The 14,882-nt window shown below is 65.1% G+C and carries 14 protein-coding genes and 1 pseudogene; 6 read left to right on the top strand and 9 right to left on the bottom strand.

Annotation, left to right across the window (positions count from 1 at the left end; genetic code table 11):
• Nucleotides 1–142 precede the first annotated feature (142 nt).
• On the bottom strand, nt 143–793 hold the full coding sequence (locus AUC47_RS03940; protein ID WP_061016790.1) for a hypothetical protein: 651 nt from the start codon (nt 791–793) through the stop codon (nt 143–145).
• A gap of 264 nt (nt 794–1,057) precedes the next feature.
• Here AUC47_RS03940 and AUC47_RS03935 point away from each other — a divergent pair, with 264 nt between their 5' ends.
• The 3 genes from AUC47_RS03935 (at nt 1,058) to AUC47_RS03925 (ending at nt 5,158) form a co-directional block, all read left to right on the top strand.
• The gene (locus tag AUC47_RS03935) at nt 1,058–3,808 is read left to right on the top strand and encodes an NACHT domain-containing protein (RefSeq protein ID WP_143740693.1); all 2,751 of its coding nucleotides are present in this window, start codon (nt 1,058–1,060) and stop codon (nt 3,806–3,808) included.
• A gap of 76 nt (nt 3,809–3,884) precedes the next feature.
• A complete protein-coding gene (locus AUC47_RS03930) occupies nt 3,885–4,202 on the top strand; it encodes an ArsR/SmtB family transcription factor (RefSeq protein ID WP_061016796.1) in 318 nt (105 codons plus the stop codon).
• Nucleotides 4,199–5,158, top strand: a complete 960-nt coding sequence (locus AUC47_RS03925) for an arsenate reductase/protein-tyrosine-phosphatase family protein (RefSeq protein ID WP_231728787.1) — start codon at nt 4,199–4,201, stop codon at nt 5,156–5,158. Before AUC47_RS03930 ends, AUC47_RS03925 begins: the two co-directional genes overlap by 4 nt.
• Here AUC47_RS03925 and AUC47_RS03920 read toward each other — a convergent pair.
• The 5 genes from AUC47_RS03920 to AUC47_RS03900 all read right to left on the bottom strand — a co-directional run bounded on the left by AUC47_RS03920 (nt 5,140) and on the right by AUC47_RS03900 (nt 9,542).
• On the bottom strand, nt 5,140–5,829 hold the full coding sequence (locus AUC47_RS03920) for a winged helix-turn-helix domain-containing protein (RefSeq protein ID WP_061016798.1): 690 nt from the start codon (nt 5,827–5,829) through the stop codon (nt 5,140–5,142). The two genes, AUC47_RS03925 and AUC47_RS03920, sit on opposite strands and share 19 nt — an antisense overlap.
• Nucleotides 5,826–6,599 (bottom strand): phosphate ABC transporter ATP-binding protein PstB, encoded by a 774-nt coding sequence (gene pstB, locus AUC47_RS03915; protein ID WP_082738487.1) that lies wholly within the window; start codon nt 6,597–6,599, stop codon nt 5,826–5,828. Before pstB ends, AUC47_RS03920 begins: the two co-directional genes overlap by 4 nt.
• Before the next feature lie 92 nt (nt 6,600–6,691).
• Nucleotides 6,692–7,606, bottom strand: a complete 915-nt coding sequence (pstA, locus tag AUC47_RS03910) for a phosphate ABC transporter permease PstA (RefSeq protein ID WP_061016800.1) — start codon at nt 7,604–7,606, stop codon at nt 6,692–6,694.
• The gene (pstC, locus tag AUC47_RS03905; RefSeq protein WP_017201968.1) at nt 7,606–8,562 is read right to left on the bottom strand and encodes a phosphate ABC transporter permease subunit PstC; all 957 of its coding nucleotides are present in this window, start codon (nt 8,560–8,562) and stop codon (nt 7,606–7,608) included. The genes pstA and pstC overlap by 1 nt, the downstream gene beginning before the upstream one ends.
• A gap of 14 nt (nt 8,563–8,576) precedes the next feature.
• A complete protein-coding gene (locus AUC47_RS03900) occupies nt 8,577–9,542 on the bottom strand; it encodes a PstS family phosphate ABC transporter substrate-binding protein (protein WP_231728788.1) in 966 nt (321 codons plus the stop codon).
• A gap of 166 nt (nt 9,543–9,708) precedes the next feature.
• Between AUC47_RS03900 and AUC47_RS03895 the strand changes: the two genes are divergently transcribed.
• Entirely contained in the window at nt 9,709–11,400 is a 1,692-nt protein-coding gene (locus AUC47_RS03895) for an FAD-dependent oxidoreductase (protein WP_441338618.1), read from the top strand.
• A 35-nt stretch (nt 11,401–11,435) separates the two neighbouring features.
• On the opposite strand, the pseudogene AUC47_RS16895 reads toward AUC47_RS03895, so the two are convergent.
• Together AUC47_RS16895 and AUC47_RS03885 are read right to left on the bottom strand one after the other, a co-directional pair.
• A pseudogene (locus tag AUC47_RS16895) lies at nt 11,436–12,407 on the bottom strand (MFS transporter); the annotation flags it as partial.
• Nucleotides 12,404–12,748: an ArsR/SmtB family transcription factor gene (locus AUC47_RS03885; RefSeq protein ID WP_017201964.1), complete on the bottom strand. Its 345-nt coding sequence runs from the start codon at nt 12,746–12,748 to the stop codon at nt 12,404–12,406. The pseudogene AUC47_RS16895 and the gene AUC47_RS03885, both read right to left, overlap by 4 nt.
• A gap of 83 nt (nt 12,749–12,831) precedes the next feature.
• On the opposite strand from AUC47_RS03885, the gene AUC47_RS03880 reads away from it, so the two are divergent.
• Nucleotides 12,832–14,130, top strand: coding sequence for an FAD-dependent oxidoreductase (locus tag AUC47_RS03880; RefSeq protein ID WP_096713912.1), 1,299 nt, complete (start codon nt 12,832–12,834; stop codon nt 14,128–14,130).
• 61 nt (nt 14,131–14,191) lie between these two features.
• Complete coding sequence (locus tag AUC47_RS16635) at nt 14,192–14,350, top strand: hypothetical protein (RefSeq protein ID WP_179297503.1); 159 nt, start codon at nt 14,192–14,194, stop codon at nt 14,348–14,350.
• Between the two features lie 93 nt (nt 14,351–14,443).
• Here the strand turns inward: AUC47_RS16635 and AUC47_RS03875 are convergent, their stop codons facing one another.
• Nucleotides 14,444–14,851, bottom strand: coding sequence for an arsenate-mycothiol transferase ArsC (locus AUC47_RS03875; protein WP_067122899.1), 408 nt, complete (start codon nt 14,849–14,851; stop codon nt 14,444–14,446).
• Nucleotides 14,852–14,882 lie beyond the last annotated feature (31 nt).

Here is a 14,882-nt window from a genome sequence, read left to right as displayed (position 1 = left end):
GTAACCCGAAACCTCACTCCGGCAAGCTACGTCGACGAGCAGTTTCAGGTTGAGACGGCGACGGAGTTTCTCGCAGCTCGAGGCCACACACATTAGACGACGTGTGAGCGGTGCGCGCTACGCCGTTGCGTTGCCACGAGCTCTATCGCCACTTCTGACCTTCGATAATCCGGGCCAGAGCTGCTACGTCGCCGCCACGCCTGAACCATTCCACAGGGCTGTGCTGACCGTCGGTGACCATGGTCGACTGCGGCGTCGCCATCAGAGCAGATACCGACATCCATCCCTTGTCTTTTACGATGTCGATGATCTCGGTTAGGTGCGGTAGGAGTTTCCCCGGCGAGGAGAGGCTGAACTGCCACGACGGAAAACGCCGGGACTGTGCAACATCGACCATGTACAACTCGCCGCGGTCGGCGGCAGCAAAGAGCGACTCTTCGTCCATATGCAAGAAGCCAGCGGCTGCGGAAGCAGATACGGTCTGGAGCACGCTCGTCAGAAGAGTGCTCGCTACACTCGCGAGAAGACCCCCGCGAGCAACTTCGATCGATGTCGCCTCGAGCGACTCTGGCGTGAACGCCTTGGACTGGATGAGATAGCTGACCTCCTGCGGAGTCAGCTCTTCCTGATCCGCGATCGGTCGCTCTGCGCGGAGCTGGTCAGTCAGCGCTCGAACGATGAAGTCCCCGTCCGCGTTCAACCGGCCGACGGCGTCGACGAACGCCGCGATCGCATCGGTGGATGGCTGTGCCTGCCAAGGGCGGGTTCGTGGCTGGCCTTTGGTTTCATCCATGTGCGACAGCGTAGATGAGCCTCCGCTGGAAGGGGAGGTCTCCCGGGGAATCGACGGCGCGCATCCCATAGAGCCGATGACAGTCGGCGAGATCGCAGACGTCGTCTGCTAGGCCCGGGCGCGCCTGCGGGTCTGGTTGGGGCGCGTTCGCTCGCTACCCAAGAGAACCCCGACGCTATCGAACGCCTCTGCTTGCTTGGTTCAACCGGATGGGAGAACAGCACTGGTGCAGAATGTCACTGGAGCGCCTGTTCGGCGTCGACGTTGACCCGGAAGAACTTCGTGGGCCACTACAACCTCAACCGAATGGGCTGGCAGCAATTCGAGCACATGCTCCAGGCGCTCGCGAAGGCTGAGTTGGGCAATGGTGTCAGGCCGTTTGGTTCAGGTAGGGACGCGCAGCGCGACGCTACGTTCGACGGCCGCGTCGACTTCCCGGTCGGGGCGGGCGCGAAATGGGATGGCTACGGCGTCATTCAAATGAAGTACAACGAGAAACCGGTCTCAACGACGGCTGACTGGCGGTGGTTCCTTGACGAGGTCCGCTCCGAGCTGCGTGGCTGGCTCGTAAAGAAGAGGGTCGGCGAGAAGACGCCGGAGTACCTGCTTTTCTCCACCAACGTCGTGCTGACCGGGACGAAAGACACTGGCGGTCGTGACCAGTTCGACCAGCTTCTTGCCGCCAACGCAGAAGACTTGGGGCTGCGTGGATGGTACGTGTGGGACTACGACGAGATTCGCGTCATGCTCGACACCCACACGTCTATTCGACAGCGATACCTAGAGCAGATCGTCACCGGCGACTTTCTTGCGCAAGTCGCCGAATTGCTCCCCGAGAAGACGGCTCTCGAGGCGGATCGGCTCGCTGGGCACGCCGTCGCCGAGCTGATCAACCGGCAATGGGTTCGAACGGGCGATGCGGGGTACAACGATGCGTCGAAAGTGACACTCGCGGACATTGCAATCGATCTGCCCTTCACGGCGGGCGTGACCGCGGACGCGGAAGGCCAGTCGCGGAGGATGACCGCCGCCGAGACGGTGCGCATCGGCGACCTCCACCTGTCAACCACCGCCGGCCGTGGGCCCCATGGGGTGGTCATCGTCGGAGGCCCGGGTCAGGGCAAGAGCACGATCGCCCAAGTGATCGCCCACACGTATCGTGTCGCCTTCCTCGCTGACACGAACGTCGAGGAGTACGGCGAGAGGGCTAAGCGCGCCTTCGATGGCCTCGACACACGGCTCAGGAAGGCGGGTATCCCGAACCCGCAGAAACGTCGATGGCCGTTCGTGATCGAACTGGCGAAGGCGGGGGCCGTGATCGCATCCTCCCCGTCGACGTTTTCGTTGCTCACCTACATCGCCGATTCCATACTGATTCGGGGGAAGAAGTCGGACCCGAGTGCGTTGCTGGACTGGTTGCGCACCTGGCCGTCATGCCTCGTGCTCGACGGCCTTGATGAGGTGCCTGACGCGAAGATCCGCAGCCGGCTCATCGAGGCGGTCACAGCGCTGGTGCGCGAGCTGAGCTCGGAGAAGGCGGACGTGCTCTTCGTCGCCACAACACGCCCACAGGGGTATCGACGGGAGTTCGACGACGCGTTTCCCTGCACGCAGATCACCCTGTCTGAACTCACCGAGACGGAAGCGATCAGCTACTCGGAAGCTCTCACCGCGTTGCGGGCAGCCAATGATCCAGACCTCGCTGAGCAGGTTGCACAAAGGCTCATCACGGCGGTCCACGAACGAGTCACGCAACGACTGATGACCACACCGTTGCAGGTGACGATCATGACGGCTCTCGCTGAAGAGGCAGTCGACCTTCCGACGGATCGATTCGAGCTGTTCGACCGGTACTATCGCGTCGTCTACGACCGTGAACTGGCGAAAAGCGAAGCCTTCACGGAACTGAAGTCGCTGCGCCCCCACATCGACCATCTTCACGAGCAGGCCGGGCTCAAGTTGCAGGCACGAACTGAGCGACCAGGGAACTCGGACGCTGTCCTCACGAAATCCGAGATCTCGCGTATTCTTCGCCACCGGCTCAGCTCGGCCGGATTCGAAGAGAGTGAATCGGAGTCGATCGCGACGACCCTCCTCAAACTTTCGACGGAACGACTGGTCATGCTCGTCTCTCCGAAGACATCGAAGTACGAGTTCGAAGTGCGATCGTTGCAGGAATATATGGCGGCTCGCGCGATCACCGATGGTGACGAACAGGTCGTCTTGCAGAACCTGCGCGAACTCGTTCCATCGAGTCACTGGCGCAACACGTGGCTGCTCGCGGCGGGACGCCTGCTGAAGCGTCGAGAGCACCTCATCGATGACGTCATCGACATCGTCGTTCGATACGACATTCAATCTGCCGAGTCGCCGATCACAGCCCTCGGCGCGAGCCTCGCTGGCGACCTCTACCTAGACAACTTCGGGATCGAGTTCCCGGCGACACGACGCAAACTCCTCAGCGCCGCTGTGAACCAGTTCGCAGATCTCGCTGATGGCATGCCGGCCGGCGTTGCGAACCTTCTGGCGACTGCGTTGGAACAAAGCGAGCGAGAGCACGCCATCGTGCTTGATGCCCTGCACGAGCTCAGCCGCGAGAACCCGTCCAACCTTGCCACCCGCGCATTGAGCGACAATCGCACCGGTATGTCAGATCTCGCCAAGCAGGCACGAACGACGTTGACCGAGGGTCGGAAGTACATTAGACCCGAACCCGGACCGATCCACGCTGATGCGGCGATCCTCGCACGTGCTCTCGCCCGGGCATCCAACCCAGGCGCGGAGGTCCTACTCCTTGTCGAGCAACTGCAGACGCCTGGTGCTGTCTGGCGGGGACGTTCGCTCGGAGTCTCGGTCGACATGCTGATTGCCCTTGAGAGAGACGCCGCTCGCCCCGCCCTTGCAGCTGCCGCGAAGAGCTTGTCTCAGAGCAGCCCGGCAAGCGCCGCCCTCAGTATCGAGCTCCTCCGGTTGCACGCCGCGTCGAAGCTTCGAGGCGACACGTTCGCAAAGTAGTCACACCGCCGTCGCGCACGACTCAAGCACAAGCACAGCTGAGAAGCACGCAACGTTCGGCAACTAGAATCATGCCGTGACCGCTCAGCCTGCACCGAAGCCTCGGCTCGGAGGTGCGCTCGAGCGCGGTGCGGCCGAGGAACTTGCCCGCACGCTGCGAGCTGTCGCCGACCCGACTCGCCTGCAGATCTTGAGCATCATTCTGGGATCCGCGGACGAACGTGCGACTGTCGGGCAGCTGGCGGACATGCTCGGTTTGCGGCAACCAACGGTGACGCACCACGTCCGGATACTCCTTGATGACGGGTTCGTCACGAGGGTGCAGGATGGCAAGCTCGGATGGATCTCCGTCCATCCCGAGCGTCGTGCCGCGGTCGAAGATTTTCTCCGATGAGCGAGAAGCACACGCACCGTGTCGGGCGACCACTCGACGAGCAGGCGGCTCGGGATCGCGCGGTGCAGGTCGCAGTACTCGGTAACCCCGAGACCCTGCGCACCCTGAGCGCCTTGGCATCCGGTATGCACGAATCTGACCTTGCCGGCGAACTCGGTATCGATTCCACCGGTGTCGATCAAGCGCTCAGGTCATTGCAGATGGCCGGTCTCATCCGGCGCGAGAAGAGCGATGCATGGATGCCAACGATCGACGCGTGGGTGCGTTTCGGACGTCTGCTCAGCAGCGATTCTCTGACAGCGGGATCCCCAGAGAATCCCGTGATGGCGCTTCCTCGTGCGGTTGGCACCGTGGTTGAAGACCTCGCGTATCGCTTCAGTTCTACGTTCAGTCGAGAAACGGTCGCAGGATACGTCGCTCAAAGCTATCGGCTGCTGAGCCAACGGACGCGGGTCCGTGAGCACCTGTTGACGATGACGGCGCGGTACGCCGCGGACCGCCTAGACGCTCTCGCCACGGCCCAAGGCCTGGTACTACGGGACACCCCGGAGGTGCTATTCGTCTGCGTGCAGAACGCTGGGAGGTCGCAGATGGCGGGGGCGTTCTTGCGGCATTTCGCGGGCGGACGTGTTCACGTGCGCACCGCCGGGTCTGCTCCATCGGACACAGCGCATCCTCGCGTGGCTGCGGCGCTGAGCGAAGTCGGGGTTGAGCTGTGGGGCGAGTTCCCCAAACCGCTCACGGATGAAGTCGTGCGTGCGGCGGACTACGTCATCACGATGGGGTGCGGCGACTCGTGCCCGATTTTCCCCGGGCGACGCTACATGGAATGGGATCTCGCCGATCCGCTCGAGCTCGATGATGTCGGTCTTCGCGCCGTGCGTGATGAGGTCCGCTCACGGGTTCTTGACCTTCTTCAGGAACTGGGCATCGAGGCTCAGGAGGCGAGCCGGTAGCCGGCGACGCGGACAGTTTCGATCAGCGCCTGTGCTGGTGCGAAGGCGGCCAGTCGCGAGCGGAGTTTTGTCATTGCTACCCGCACTGAGGCGTGGGGATCTTCGAGGTCGGATCCGAAGGAAAGTGCTAGAGCGTCGATGCTCACACTGTCTGGGTAGGCGCGGATGATCTGATGCAGCAGCTCGAATTCTCGTGCGGGTAGCAGCAGCGCGTGATCTTGCCAGCGCAGGCTTCTGTGCGAGACGTCGAGCGTCAATTCCCCGATACGCAGTGTGCGATCTGGAGGGGCGGATCGTGGATGCAGCCGTGACACTTCGCGCAGTCGGTCCGGGGTGACGGGGAGTCGGACGGTACCGCGCACTCCGGCACTCATCGCCGCTGCGATTGTCGCGGTTTCCGTCGCATCGGAGATACCCAGGAATAGGGCACCGTCGCACACGGGACCCGCGATCTGGATGATCGCGGCGAGCTTCTCGAATGGTTCTCCGCTGCCGAGGACGAGGGATGCGTGATGGTCGTGCGCGAGGTCAGCGAGCGCTTCGACGACTTCTGCGTGGACGGTAACGGGGACTCCCGCATGGCGGAACTCGGCAAAGCTCCCGCGCAGTACGTCGGGTCCGCGTCCGTGGAGCACGAACCGCGGGTTCCCATCCCTGCCGGTGTCGGTCATCCGAATCGTCCGCTGATGTAGTCCTCGGTCCGCTGGTCTTGTGGCTGTTCGAAGATGTTGCGGGTGAGGTCGTATTCGACGAGCACGCCGGTGCGGTCACCGGTGCTCTCGTCGGCGAGGGCGGTGAAGAATGCGGTGCGATCGGCCACGCGCGCTGCCTGCTGCATGTTGTGGGTGACGATGATGATCGTGTAGTCCTTGCGAAGCTCGTGCATGAGGTCTTCGATCCGAGACGTGGCGATCGGGTCAAGGGCGGAGCAGGGCTCGTCCATCAGGATCACGTCGGGTTGTACAGCGATCGTCCGCGCGATGCACAGGCGCTGCTGTTGACCGCCGGAGAGGCCGAACGCGGATTGCTTGAGCTTGTCCTTCACTTCGCCCCAGAGGGCGGAGCGGGTCAGTGCCTCTTCGACGAGGTCGTCCATGTTGTCGACTTTCATCCCGGTGACCCTAGGGCCGTAGGCGATGTTGTCGTAGATCGATTTCGGGAACGGGTTGGGCTTTTGGAACACCATGCCGATCCGCCGACGGACCTCGATCGGATCCACGGCTTTGGCGTAGATGTCCTCGTCTTGGAAGAGGACGGTGCCTTCCACGCGGGCACCGTCGACGAGGTCGTTCATGCGGTTCAGGGAGCGCAGCAGCGTTGATTTTCCGCATCCGGAGGGGCCGATGAGCGCGGTGATCTCGTTACGCCCGAACTCGAGGTTGACGCCGGTCACGGCCCGGAACTCGCCGTAGTACACGTTGACGTCTTCGCAGCGGATCAGGCCACTGGGGGTGGCGGCGAGCCGTCGTGTTTCGGCGGCATGGAAGTTCGTGTGCGTCGCTGTCGCGGCGCTGCCTGTGGGAGTGCTCATGGTTACCACCGTTTCTGGAACTTGTTGCGGATGAAGATCGCGAGCGCGTTCATCAGGATGAGGACGGCGAGCAGCAGGATGCTGGTGGCGCCGGCGAGTTCGTGGAAGCCTTCTTGCGGGCGGCCGGTCCAGTTGAAGATCTGGATCGGCAGCGTGGTGTAGCCGCTGAGGAGCCCGTTCGGGTCGAAGGTGATGTACACCAGCGCGCCGAGCACGAGCAGCGGGGCGGCCTCCCCGAGTGCGCGGGAGAGCGCGAGGATGGAGCCGGTTGCGATCCCGGGAACGGATGCGGGGAGCACTTGTCTCCACGTGGTCTGCCATTGTGTGGCGCCGAGTGCGAGAGATCCGTCGCGAATCTCTCGCGGGACCGCGCGCAGTGCTTCTCTGGTCGCGATGATGATCACCGGCAGGATGAGCAGTGTCAGGGCGAACGCCCCGCCGATGACGATGTTCTTGTTGGTGACGCCGAGCATCGAGAGGAACGCGAGCGCGAGGAGCCCGTACACGATCGAGGGCACTGCGGCGAGGTTCTGCACGTTGAGTTCGATGAACCGGTTGAACCACCGCTTCCGGTCGGCGAACTCTTCCAGGTGCACGGCGGCGGCGATCCCGAGCGGGAGTGTCATCACGGCGGTCGCACCGATCGCCCACACGGATCCGAGGATGGCGGGCCGGGCTCCGGCCTCGTCGGGGTCGGCGGAGGGGAAGTTGAACAGCAGCGCCGTGGAGAGCTTGTTCTGCCCGGTGAGGAAGATCGTGATCAGAAGGGTGATGAGCACCGCGAACGCGACGAACAGGGAGAGCCACAACAGCAGCAGGAACGCCAGTGCGCTCGGGCGCATCTCACCGTTGCGGCCGGTCGCGATGGGGGCCGAAGCGCGCAACGGCTGCGTCGCGGTCGTCGAGGTGGGGGACATCAGTAGGCCTCCCGGAAGCGGCGGACGAAACGGATGCTGATGAAGTTGATCAGCAAGGTGATGAGGAACAGCAGCAGCCCGACCGCGAACAGGGTGTTGTATTCGAGGCTCCCGACCCGGGAGTCGCCGAGCGCGGCGTTGGCGATGAATCCCGTCATCGTCTGCCCCTGATCGAGCGGGTTGGTGACGAGTTGCGCTTGGTTGCCGGCGGCGATGGCGACGATCATGGTTTCGCCGACCGCTCGGGAGATGCCCAGTACGACGGCCGCGACGATCCCGGACAGGGCGGCGGGGAACACGACGCGGAGGGTGGTCTGCATCCGGTTCGCCCCGAGCGCGGCGCTGCCCTGGCGGAGCGCCTGCGGGACAGCGGACATGGCGTCTTCTGCGATCGACGCGATCGTCGGGATGATCATCACACCCATGACGAGGCCCGCCGCGAGAACACTGAACGCCCCGGTTGGAAGGTGAAGCCAGTCCCGCAGGACGGTGCCTTGCACGAACTGCAGGGCGAAGAACCCATACACGACCGTGGGGATGCCCGCGAGGATCTCGAGCAACGGTTTGAGAACCTTGCGGACGCGGGGGCGGGCGTACTCGGCGAGCAGCGTTGCAGCCCCGAGCCCGAACGGCACCGCCACGAGCAGCGCGATGAGCGTGGTCCACAAGGTCGCGGTGACCAGAGGCAGCACGCCGAACGACGCGTCCGCGAAGCGTGGCGCCCACCGGGTGCCGAACAGGAACTCCAGGACCGGGACCTCGGCGAAGAAGCTCAGCGACGGGATAAGCAGCGCGATGAGGATCCCCACCGTCGTCACGACGGTGACGGCTGCAGCCAGGCGCAGGGCGAGCTTGATGAGGAACTCGCCGGGGCGGCGGCGGCCGGCGAAACTGCTGGCGGGGGCAGGGGCCCGGCCAGAAGCCGGACCCCCACGCCGTTCAATGATGGCGGTCATGGAGCGTGCGGTGCTCAGCCGAGCGAGGCGAGCTCGTCGGTGGCGGTGGTGACCTGGTCCTCGGTCAACGGCACGAACAGTGCACGCTCAGCGATCTCCGCGGAGTTGGCGACGTAGAAGTCGATGAACGACTTCACCTGCTCCTTGTCGACGTACGAGGCGTTGTTCACGTAGATGAACAGGGGGCGACCCAGCGGGGTGTAGGTGCCGTCCTGCACGGTCTCGGTGCTCGGCATCACGCCGTCGACGGCGACTGCCTTCACGACACCTTCGTTCTCTTCGACGTAGCTGAGGCCGAGGAACCCGATCGCGCCGACGTCTCCCGCAACGCCCTGGATGGTGATGTTGTCATCTTCGGAGGGGCTGTAGTCGGTGCGGATCGCACCGTCTTCGCCGTTGATCTCCTCGGTGAAGTAGTCGAACGTGCCCGAGTCGGTGCCGGCGCCGAAGAGCGTGATGGCCTGGTCGGGGAAGCTGGGATCGACCTGGTTCCAGTTCGTGATCTTGCCCTCCGCCTCCGGCCCCCAGATCAGGTTGAGCTGCTCAACGGTCAAGTCCTCCGCCCAGTCATTCTCCGGGTTCACGATGACTGACAGGCCGTCGTTGGCGGCGACGATCTCGGTGTACTTGATGCCGGCGGCCTCGCAGTCCGCAGCTTCCTCGTCCTTGATCGGACGCGACGCGTTGGACACATCCGTCTCGCCGGCGCAGAACGTCTTGAAGCCACCACCGGTACCCGACGTCGCGACCGAGACGTTCACGCCGCTCTCCTCATCGCGGAACAGGTCAGCGGCGGCCTCAGTCAGCGGGGCGACGGTCGACGAACCGTCGGTGTTCACCGAACCGGTCAGTCCGCCCCCGCTCGCGCCGGATCCAGAGGTGTCACCACCGGAGGGCTGCCCGCCGCACCCGCTCAGGGCTAGTGCCCCGACCAGGACCAATGCGGTGGACGCGAAGATCTTTGCTGTGGACTTTCGCACGTGTGCTTCCTTCATCTCAGGTATTCGAGGGATGAAGCAGCCGAGTCGCCGCTTCACATAGATGCTTGTCTATCCGACGTAGTTATAGAAGGCTATCTATATGAACGTGAGGTGAACGGCGACGAAAGGGTTCGTTGATCTTCCCGCCCGGGTGTCGGATCGTGCCGTGATCGACGCGATGATCAGGTGCGCGGATGTCGCGCGTCGTCAAGGCTTCGCGGGCGGCGAGATCTCGACAGAAAGGACTCACATGCACCTGGTCGTGATCGGAGGAAGCGACGCGGGAATCTCCGCGGCGCTCCGTGCCCGAGAGGTGGACGAATCCGCTGATGTGACGGTCGTCGTTGCCGATGCGTACCCGAACTTCTCCATCTGCGGCATCCCTTATTACTTCTCGCGGGAGGTGCAACCGTGGCAGTCCCTCGCACATCGCACGCTCGCCGATCTGGAAGCGGCCGGCCTCCAGGTGCGCACCAACACGCTCGCGACAGGCATCAGCGTCGACGCCCGCACCCTCGCGGTGCGGACCAGCGATGGAGCGGGGTCCGCCATTCCTTACGATGCGCTCGTCGTCGGGACGGGTGCATCCGCGTCGACGGCGGGTATCCACGGGACCGACCGGCTCGGGCCTGCGGACGGTGTGCATACGCTCCACACGATGGGTGACACCTTCGCTCTTGAGAGCTACATCGATGAGCATCAACCGTCGACGGCGATCATCATCGGCGCGGGGTACGTCGGCCTCGAGATGGCCGAAGCGCTCACCATCCGCGGACTCCAGGTCACGCAGCTGCAACGCGGACCCCAGGTGCTCTCCACCCTCGACACGGAGCTCGGAGCGCTCGTGCGCGACGAGCTCCACCGCAATGGCGTCACGGTGGAAACGGGCATGCAGGTGCACGATATCGGTCGCGACAGTGGGCTCCTTGCGGTCCAGGGCACCCGCGACGGTGCCCCGTTCGTGCGTCGCGCCGAGCTGGTCCTCGTCGTGGTGGGTGTGCGCCCCAATGTGGAGCTCCTCACCGGAATCGGGGCACGAACCGGAGCCGGCGGCGCCGTCATCGTGGACGAACGGATGCAGACAGGGATTCCGCAGATCTGGGCGGGCGGGGACGGTGTGATCACCCGTCATCGCCTTCTCGGCGACACGTATCTTCCGCTCGGCACGACCGCGCACAAACAAGGGCGCGTCGCGGGCGCGAACGCGGTCGGCGCCGATGCGCGATTCCACGGCAGCCTGGGAACCCAGGTCGTGAAGGTGTTCGACCTGGTAGCTGCACGCACGGGCCTTCGCGATCACGAAGCCGAGACCGCGGGGCATCGGCCGCACAGCCACACCGTCTCTGCCGACGACCACAAGCGCTACTACCCAGGCGCCACCCCGATCCATATCCGTGTGACCGGAGACCTTGAATCGGGGCGTCTCCTCGGCGCGCAACTGGTCGGATCGCGCAGCGCCGAGATCTCCAAGCGCGTCGATACATTCGCGACCGCACTGCACCACAGCATGTCCGTAGATGCGATCAGCGACCTCGACCTGTCTTATACCCCGCCGCTCGGCTCCCCCTGGGATGCGGTGCAGATCGCTACCCAAGCGTGGAGCACGTCAACCCGCGCAGCGGGATCGACGATCCCCGCCCACGCCGATACGTCGCGCAGTTTGGAGGCGGACGGCATCGACGGGCGGAGAGATCAGGTGAAGCGGGCGAAGGTGAGTGACAGCCCGGCGAACCCCACAGCAACCCACGCCATGGCGGAGTACGACCCCGTCGCCACCGCGATGAGTGGGCCGAGCGCGGGACCGACCGCACCGATCGCCGTGATCGGTGCGGCGAAGACACCATTGATCGAGCCGTAGTTCCGGGTGCCCCACCGGTCAGCGACGGCAGAGCCCTGCACAAGCGTCTCTGCACCGCGCACGGCTCCGACCCCCACGCCGATACTGATGAGCAGCCACGGCGGGCCGGGCACGATCGCGATCAGAGCAAGCCCGATGGCGCTCAGCCCTGCCGTCGCCGCCAACGCCACCCAGGGTGCGGCGGTGTGTGGGACGGCGACATACAGCAGTCGGCCGATCACCTGGCCGGCGCCGAGCAGCCCCAGCGCCCATGCGGCGAGCTCGTACGTCATCCCCTTCTCAGTGAACAGCGGAATGATTGCGAGTGTGACGCTGAACAGCGCCGCCGCCAGGGTGAGCATCGACGCCTCGAGCATCCAGAAGCGTCGCGTGCGCACCACGCTCGCCACCGTGTGGTGATCGGCCGATGCACCATGAATGACGGGTGGCCAGGACGACTCGAGGAAGAACCAATGCAACGGTGTGGTCGTCACCACGAGGACGACGGCGAGGACAAGAAACACCGACCGCCAATCCATCATCGACAGCAACATGGCGACGAGGGGAGCAAAGACGGTCGACGCCAATCCTCCCGCGAGGGTGAGGATCGTCATTGCACCCCGGCGGCGGTCTCCGTACCGGCGAGCAATCACCGTGAACGCGGCCTGGTACAACACCGCGGCCTGCGCGGTCCCCGCCACGATCCACCCCGCCGTGAACACGACAAGATCCGGCGCGGCCGCCACGATGACCAGCCCACCCGCACCGACGATGCTTCCCACGGTCATGATCATCCGAGGCCCACGCTCGTCGAGCCAGCGCCCGACAACGACGCCCGCGATCGCCGAAGCAACGAGTCCACCCGAGAACGACAATGTGACCAGCACCACGGGCCACCCTGTCTCGTCCGCGATCGCGGGCGAGGCGACGATCAACGCGTAGAACAAAATGCCCCAGCTGATGACCTGACCCAGCGACAGCGCGACAAGCCGACCCCCGAACCGGGAGCCCGCGGCCCGAGCGGTCACACCGAACGAAGAGTGTCCGCGGCGGCGTCCAGCGCCCCGTCGGTGATCGCGAAGTACGCCCACTTCCCTCGCTGCTCGCGGGTGACGAGCCCCGCGTCGGCGAGCAGCTTCATGTGGTGCGACACCGTGCCCTGCGACAGTCCGACCGGAGCGGTGAGGTCGCAGATGCACGCCTCCCCACCGTCACCGGCGGCAATCAGCGACAACAGGCGCACCCGTGTCGGATCCCCGAGCGCTTTGAAGACCCGTGCGACGCGCTCCGCGTCCTCGACCGTGATCGCTGCTGTCACCCGAGGGGCGCAGCAGGACGTCGAGGTGTCGAGGGTGGCAGGAAGACTCATGACACCAGTATCGCACGCATTGACAAACTTCGATAGGAGGAGCAGGCTATTCATATTGAAGTTTTTCGATTTGAGGAGATGTGATGAACGAGCTTCCCGTCGTAGTCATCGGCGCCGGCCCCCAAGGGCTTGCTGCGGCCGCCCACCTGACGGAGCGAGGCATCGCCGTGACGGTCGTTGAGCGAGGCGATGGACCAGCTGCTGCGGTGTCCGAGTGGGGACATGTGCGCCTGTTCTCCAGCTGGCCGGAACTCACCGACACGGCCGCGCGGCGTCTGCTGGAGCCGACCGGGTGGACCGCACCGCACTCGGGTTACCCCACGGGAGCCGAATGGGTCGCCGGCTACCTGGACCCGCTCGCCCGCGTCCTCGGTGACCGCGTCATCTACTCGACCACCGTCACCGGTGTCGCCCGCAAAGGCCGGGACCTGATGGTCGACAGCGGCCGCAAGGGGCAGCCGTTCATCGTGCACACCCGGGACACGCAGGGGGCAGAAGGTCGGATCTCCGCGCGCGCCGTCATCGACGCCAGCGGCACATGGGCGCTCCCGAACCCTGCCGGGGCGGACGGGCTGCCCGCGCTCGGCGAGCGGGCCGCGGCCGCACGGATCTCATACCGCATCCCGGAGGATGTCTCCGCGTGTGCGGGGCAGCACCTGGTCGTGATCGGTGCCGGGCACTCCGCGGTGCATGCCGTCCTCCGGCTGAGCGAGTTGGCGCGCACGACCCCAGGCACCCGGGTGACGTGGCTGCTGCGTCGCGGCACGACGGGCAACGTCTTCGGTGGTGGAGCGGGCGATGAATTGCCCGAGCGTGCAGCTCTGGGCACTCGAGCGCGCAAGGTGATCGAAGCCGGTGTTGTCGACGTGGTGACGGGCTTCCGCGTCGCCGAGTTCCACGACGAGGCGGCGGGGCTGCGCATCGTCGCGGAGAACGGCAAGGAGGTCGACGGGGTGTCCCGGGTGTTCGCGCTGACCGGGTTCCGTCCCGATGTGAGCATCCTGTCGGAGATGCGCATCGATCTGGATGCGTCGCTGGAGGCGGTCGCCGGGATCGCGGAGGAGATCAACCCGAACGTCCACTCCTGCGGATCGATCGGCGCCACCGGGGCCCGCGACCTCACCCAGCCGGAGCCAGACTTCTTCATCGTCGGCGCAAAAAGCTACGGCCGCGCCCCTACCTTCCTCGCTCTCACCGGGTTCGAGCAAGTCCGCAGCGTCGCCGCGCACCTCGCGGGCGATCATGCAGGAGCCGAGCGCAACGAGCTCATCCTTCCCGACACCGGCGTCTGCGGCGGATCCGGAGACTTCGACGGGGCCGGAAGCAGTTGCTGCGCGGCGCCGGTCATCCAGCTCGAGCCCACCCGCGTCGCCGTCGGCTGACCGGCAGCTCGAGCCACCACCCAGCGCCCCGCGGGGCGCAATCAACCCAAGGAGTACTCACATGGCCAACCAGCTGATCGAGAAGAACGTCACGATCGAAGACCCCCGCGACGGCACCCCGCTCGCCGTCACCATCCAACTCGAGCTCGACCTGTCCGACTGCGCCTGCGCAGCCCGCACGCCGTCGCTGGGCAACCCGGTCGGATACGGCTCCAAGTAGTCGACCCAACACCGGAAGAGGGAGCCCGTCCGTGATGGACGGGCTCCCTACGTGCATACTCGTTACAAGACGGGGTGCTGACCCCGCCGGCGGTCATTCCAGCAGTCGGGCTGCCAAGGCGTGCACGTTCTGGTCGACAGCGTCACGGAGTTCTCGCACGGCGTCGCTGTCCACGGACCAGTCCGCAGGATCAGGGAACTCCCACTGCACGACCTCACCGGAGACTGGCCCGGGTAGTTCCAAGCCCGGCTTCATCAGTACCACCACATCGGCGCTCGCGAGGTCGTCCGGGGTGACGGCGCGCGGCACTGCCGCTGAGGTGTCGATGCCGAGCTCGTCGAGAGACGCGGCGACCGCGGGGTTGATCGCGGCAGCGGGGTGAACGCCGGCGCTGTCTGCGATCAGTCGATCGCCAGCATGCCGGGCCAGCAGGTGCGCGCCCAGCTGTGAGCGTCCGGCGTTGTGTGTGCAGATGAACAGCACGGTCTGAGGGTCTGTCACGTCATCCTTCTCTCCTCCGGCGGGCCGCTCG

This window comes from Microbacterium sp. SZ1 (assembly GCF_002362255.1).
Taxonomy (GTDB): domain Bacteria; phylum Actinomycetota; class Actinomycetes; order Actinomycetales; family Microbacteriaceae; genus Microbacterium.
Note: the sequence above shows the minus strand (reverse complement) of the source record. Positions and strands in the feature narration are given on the sequence as shown.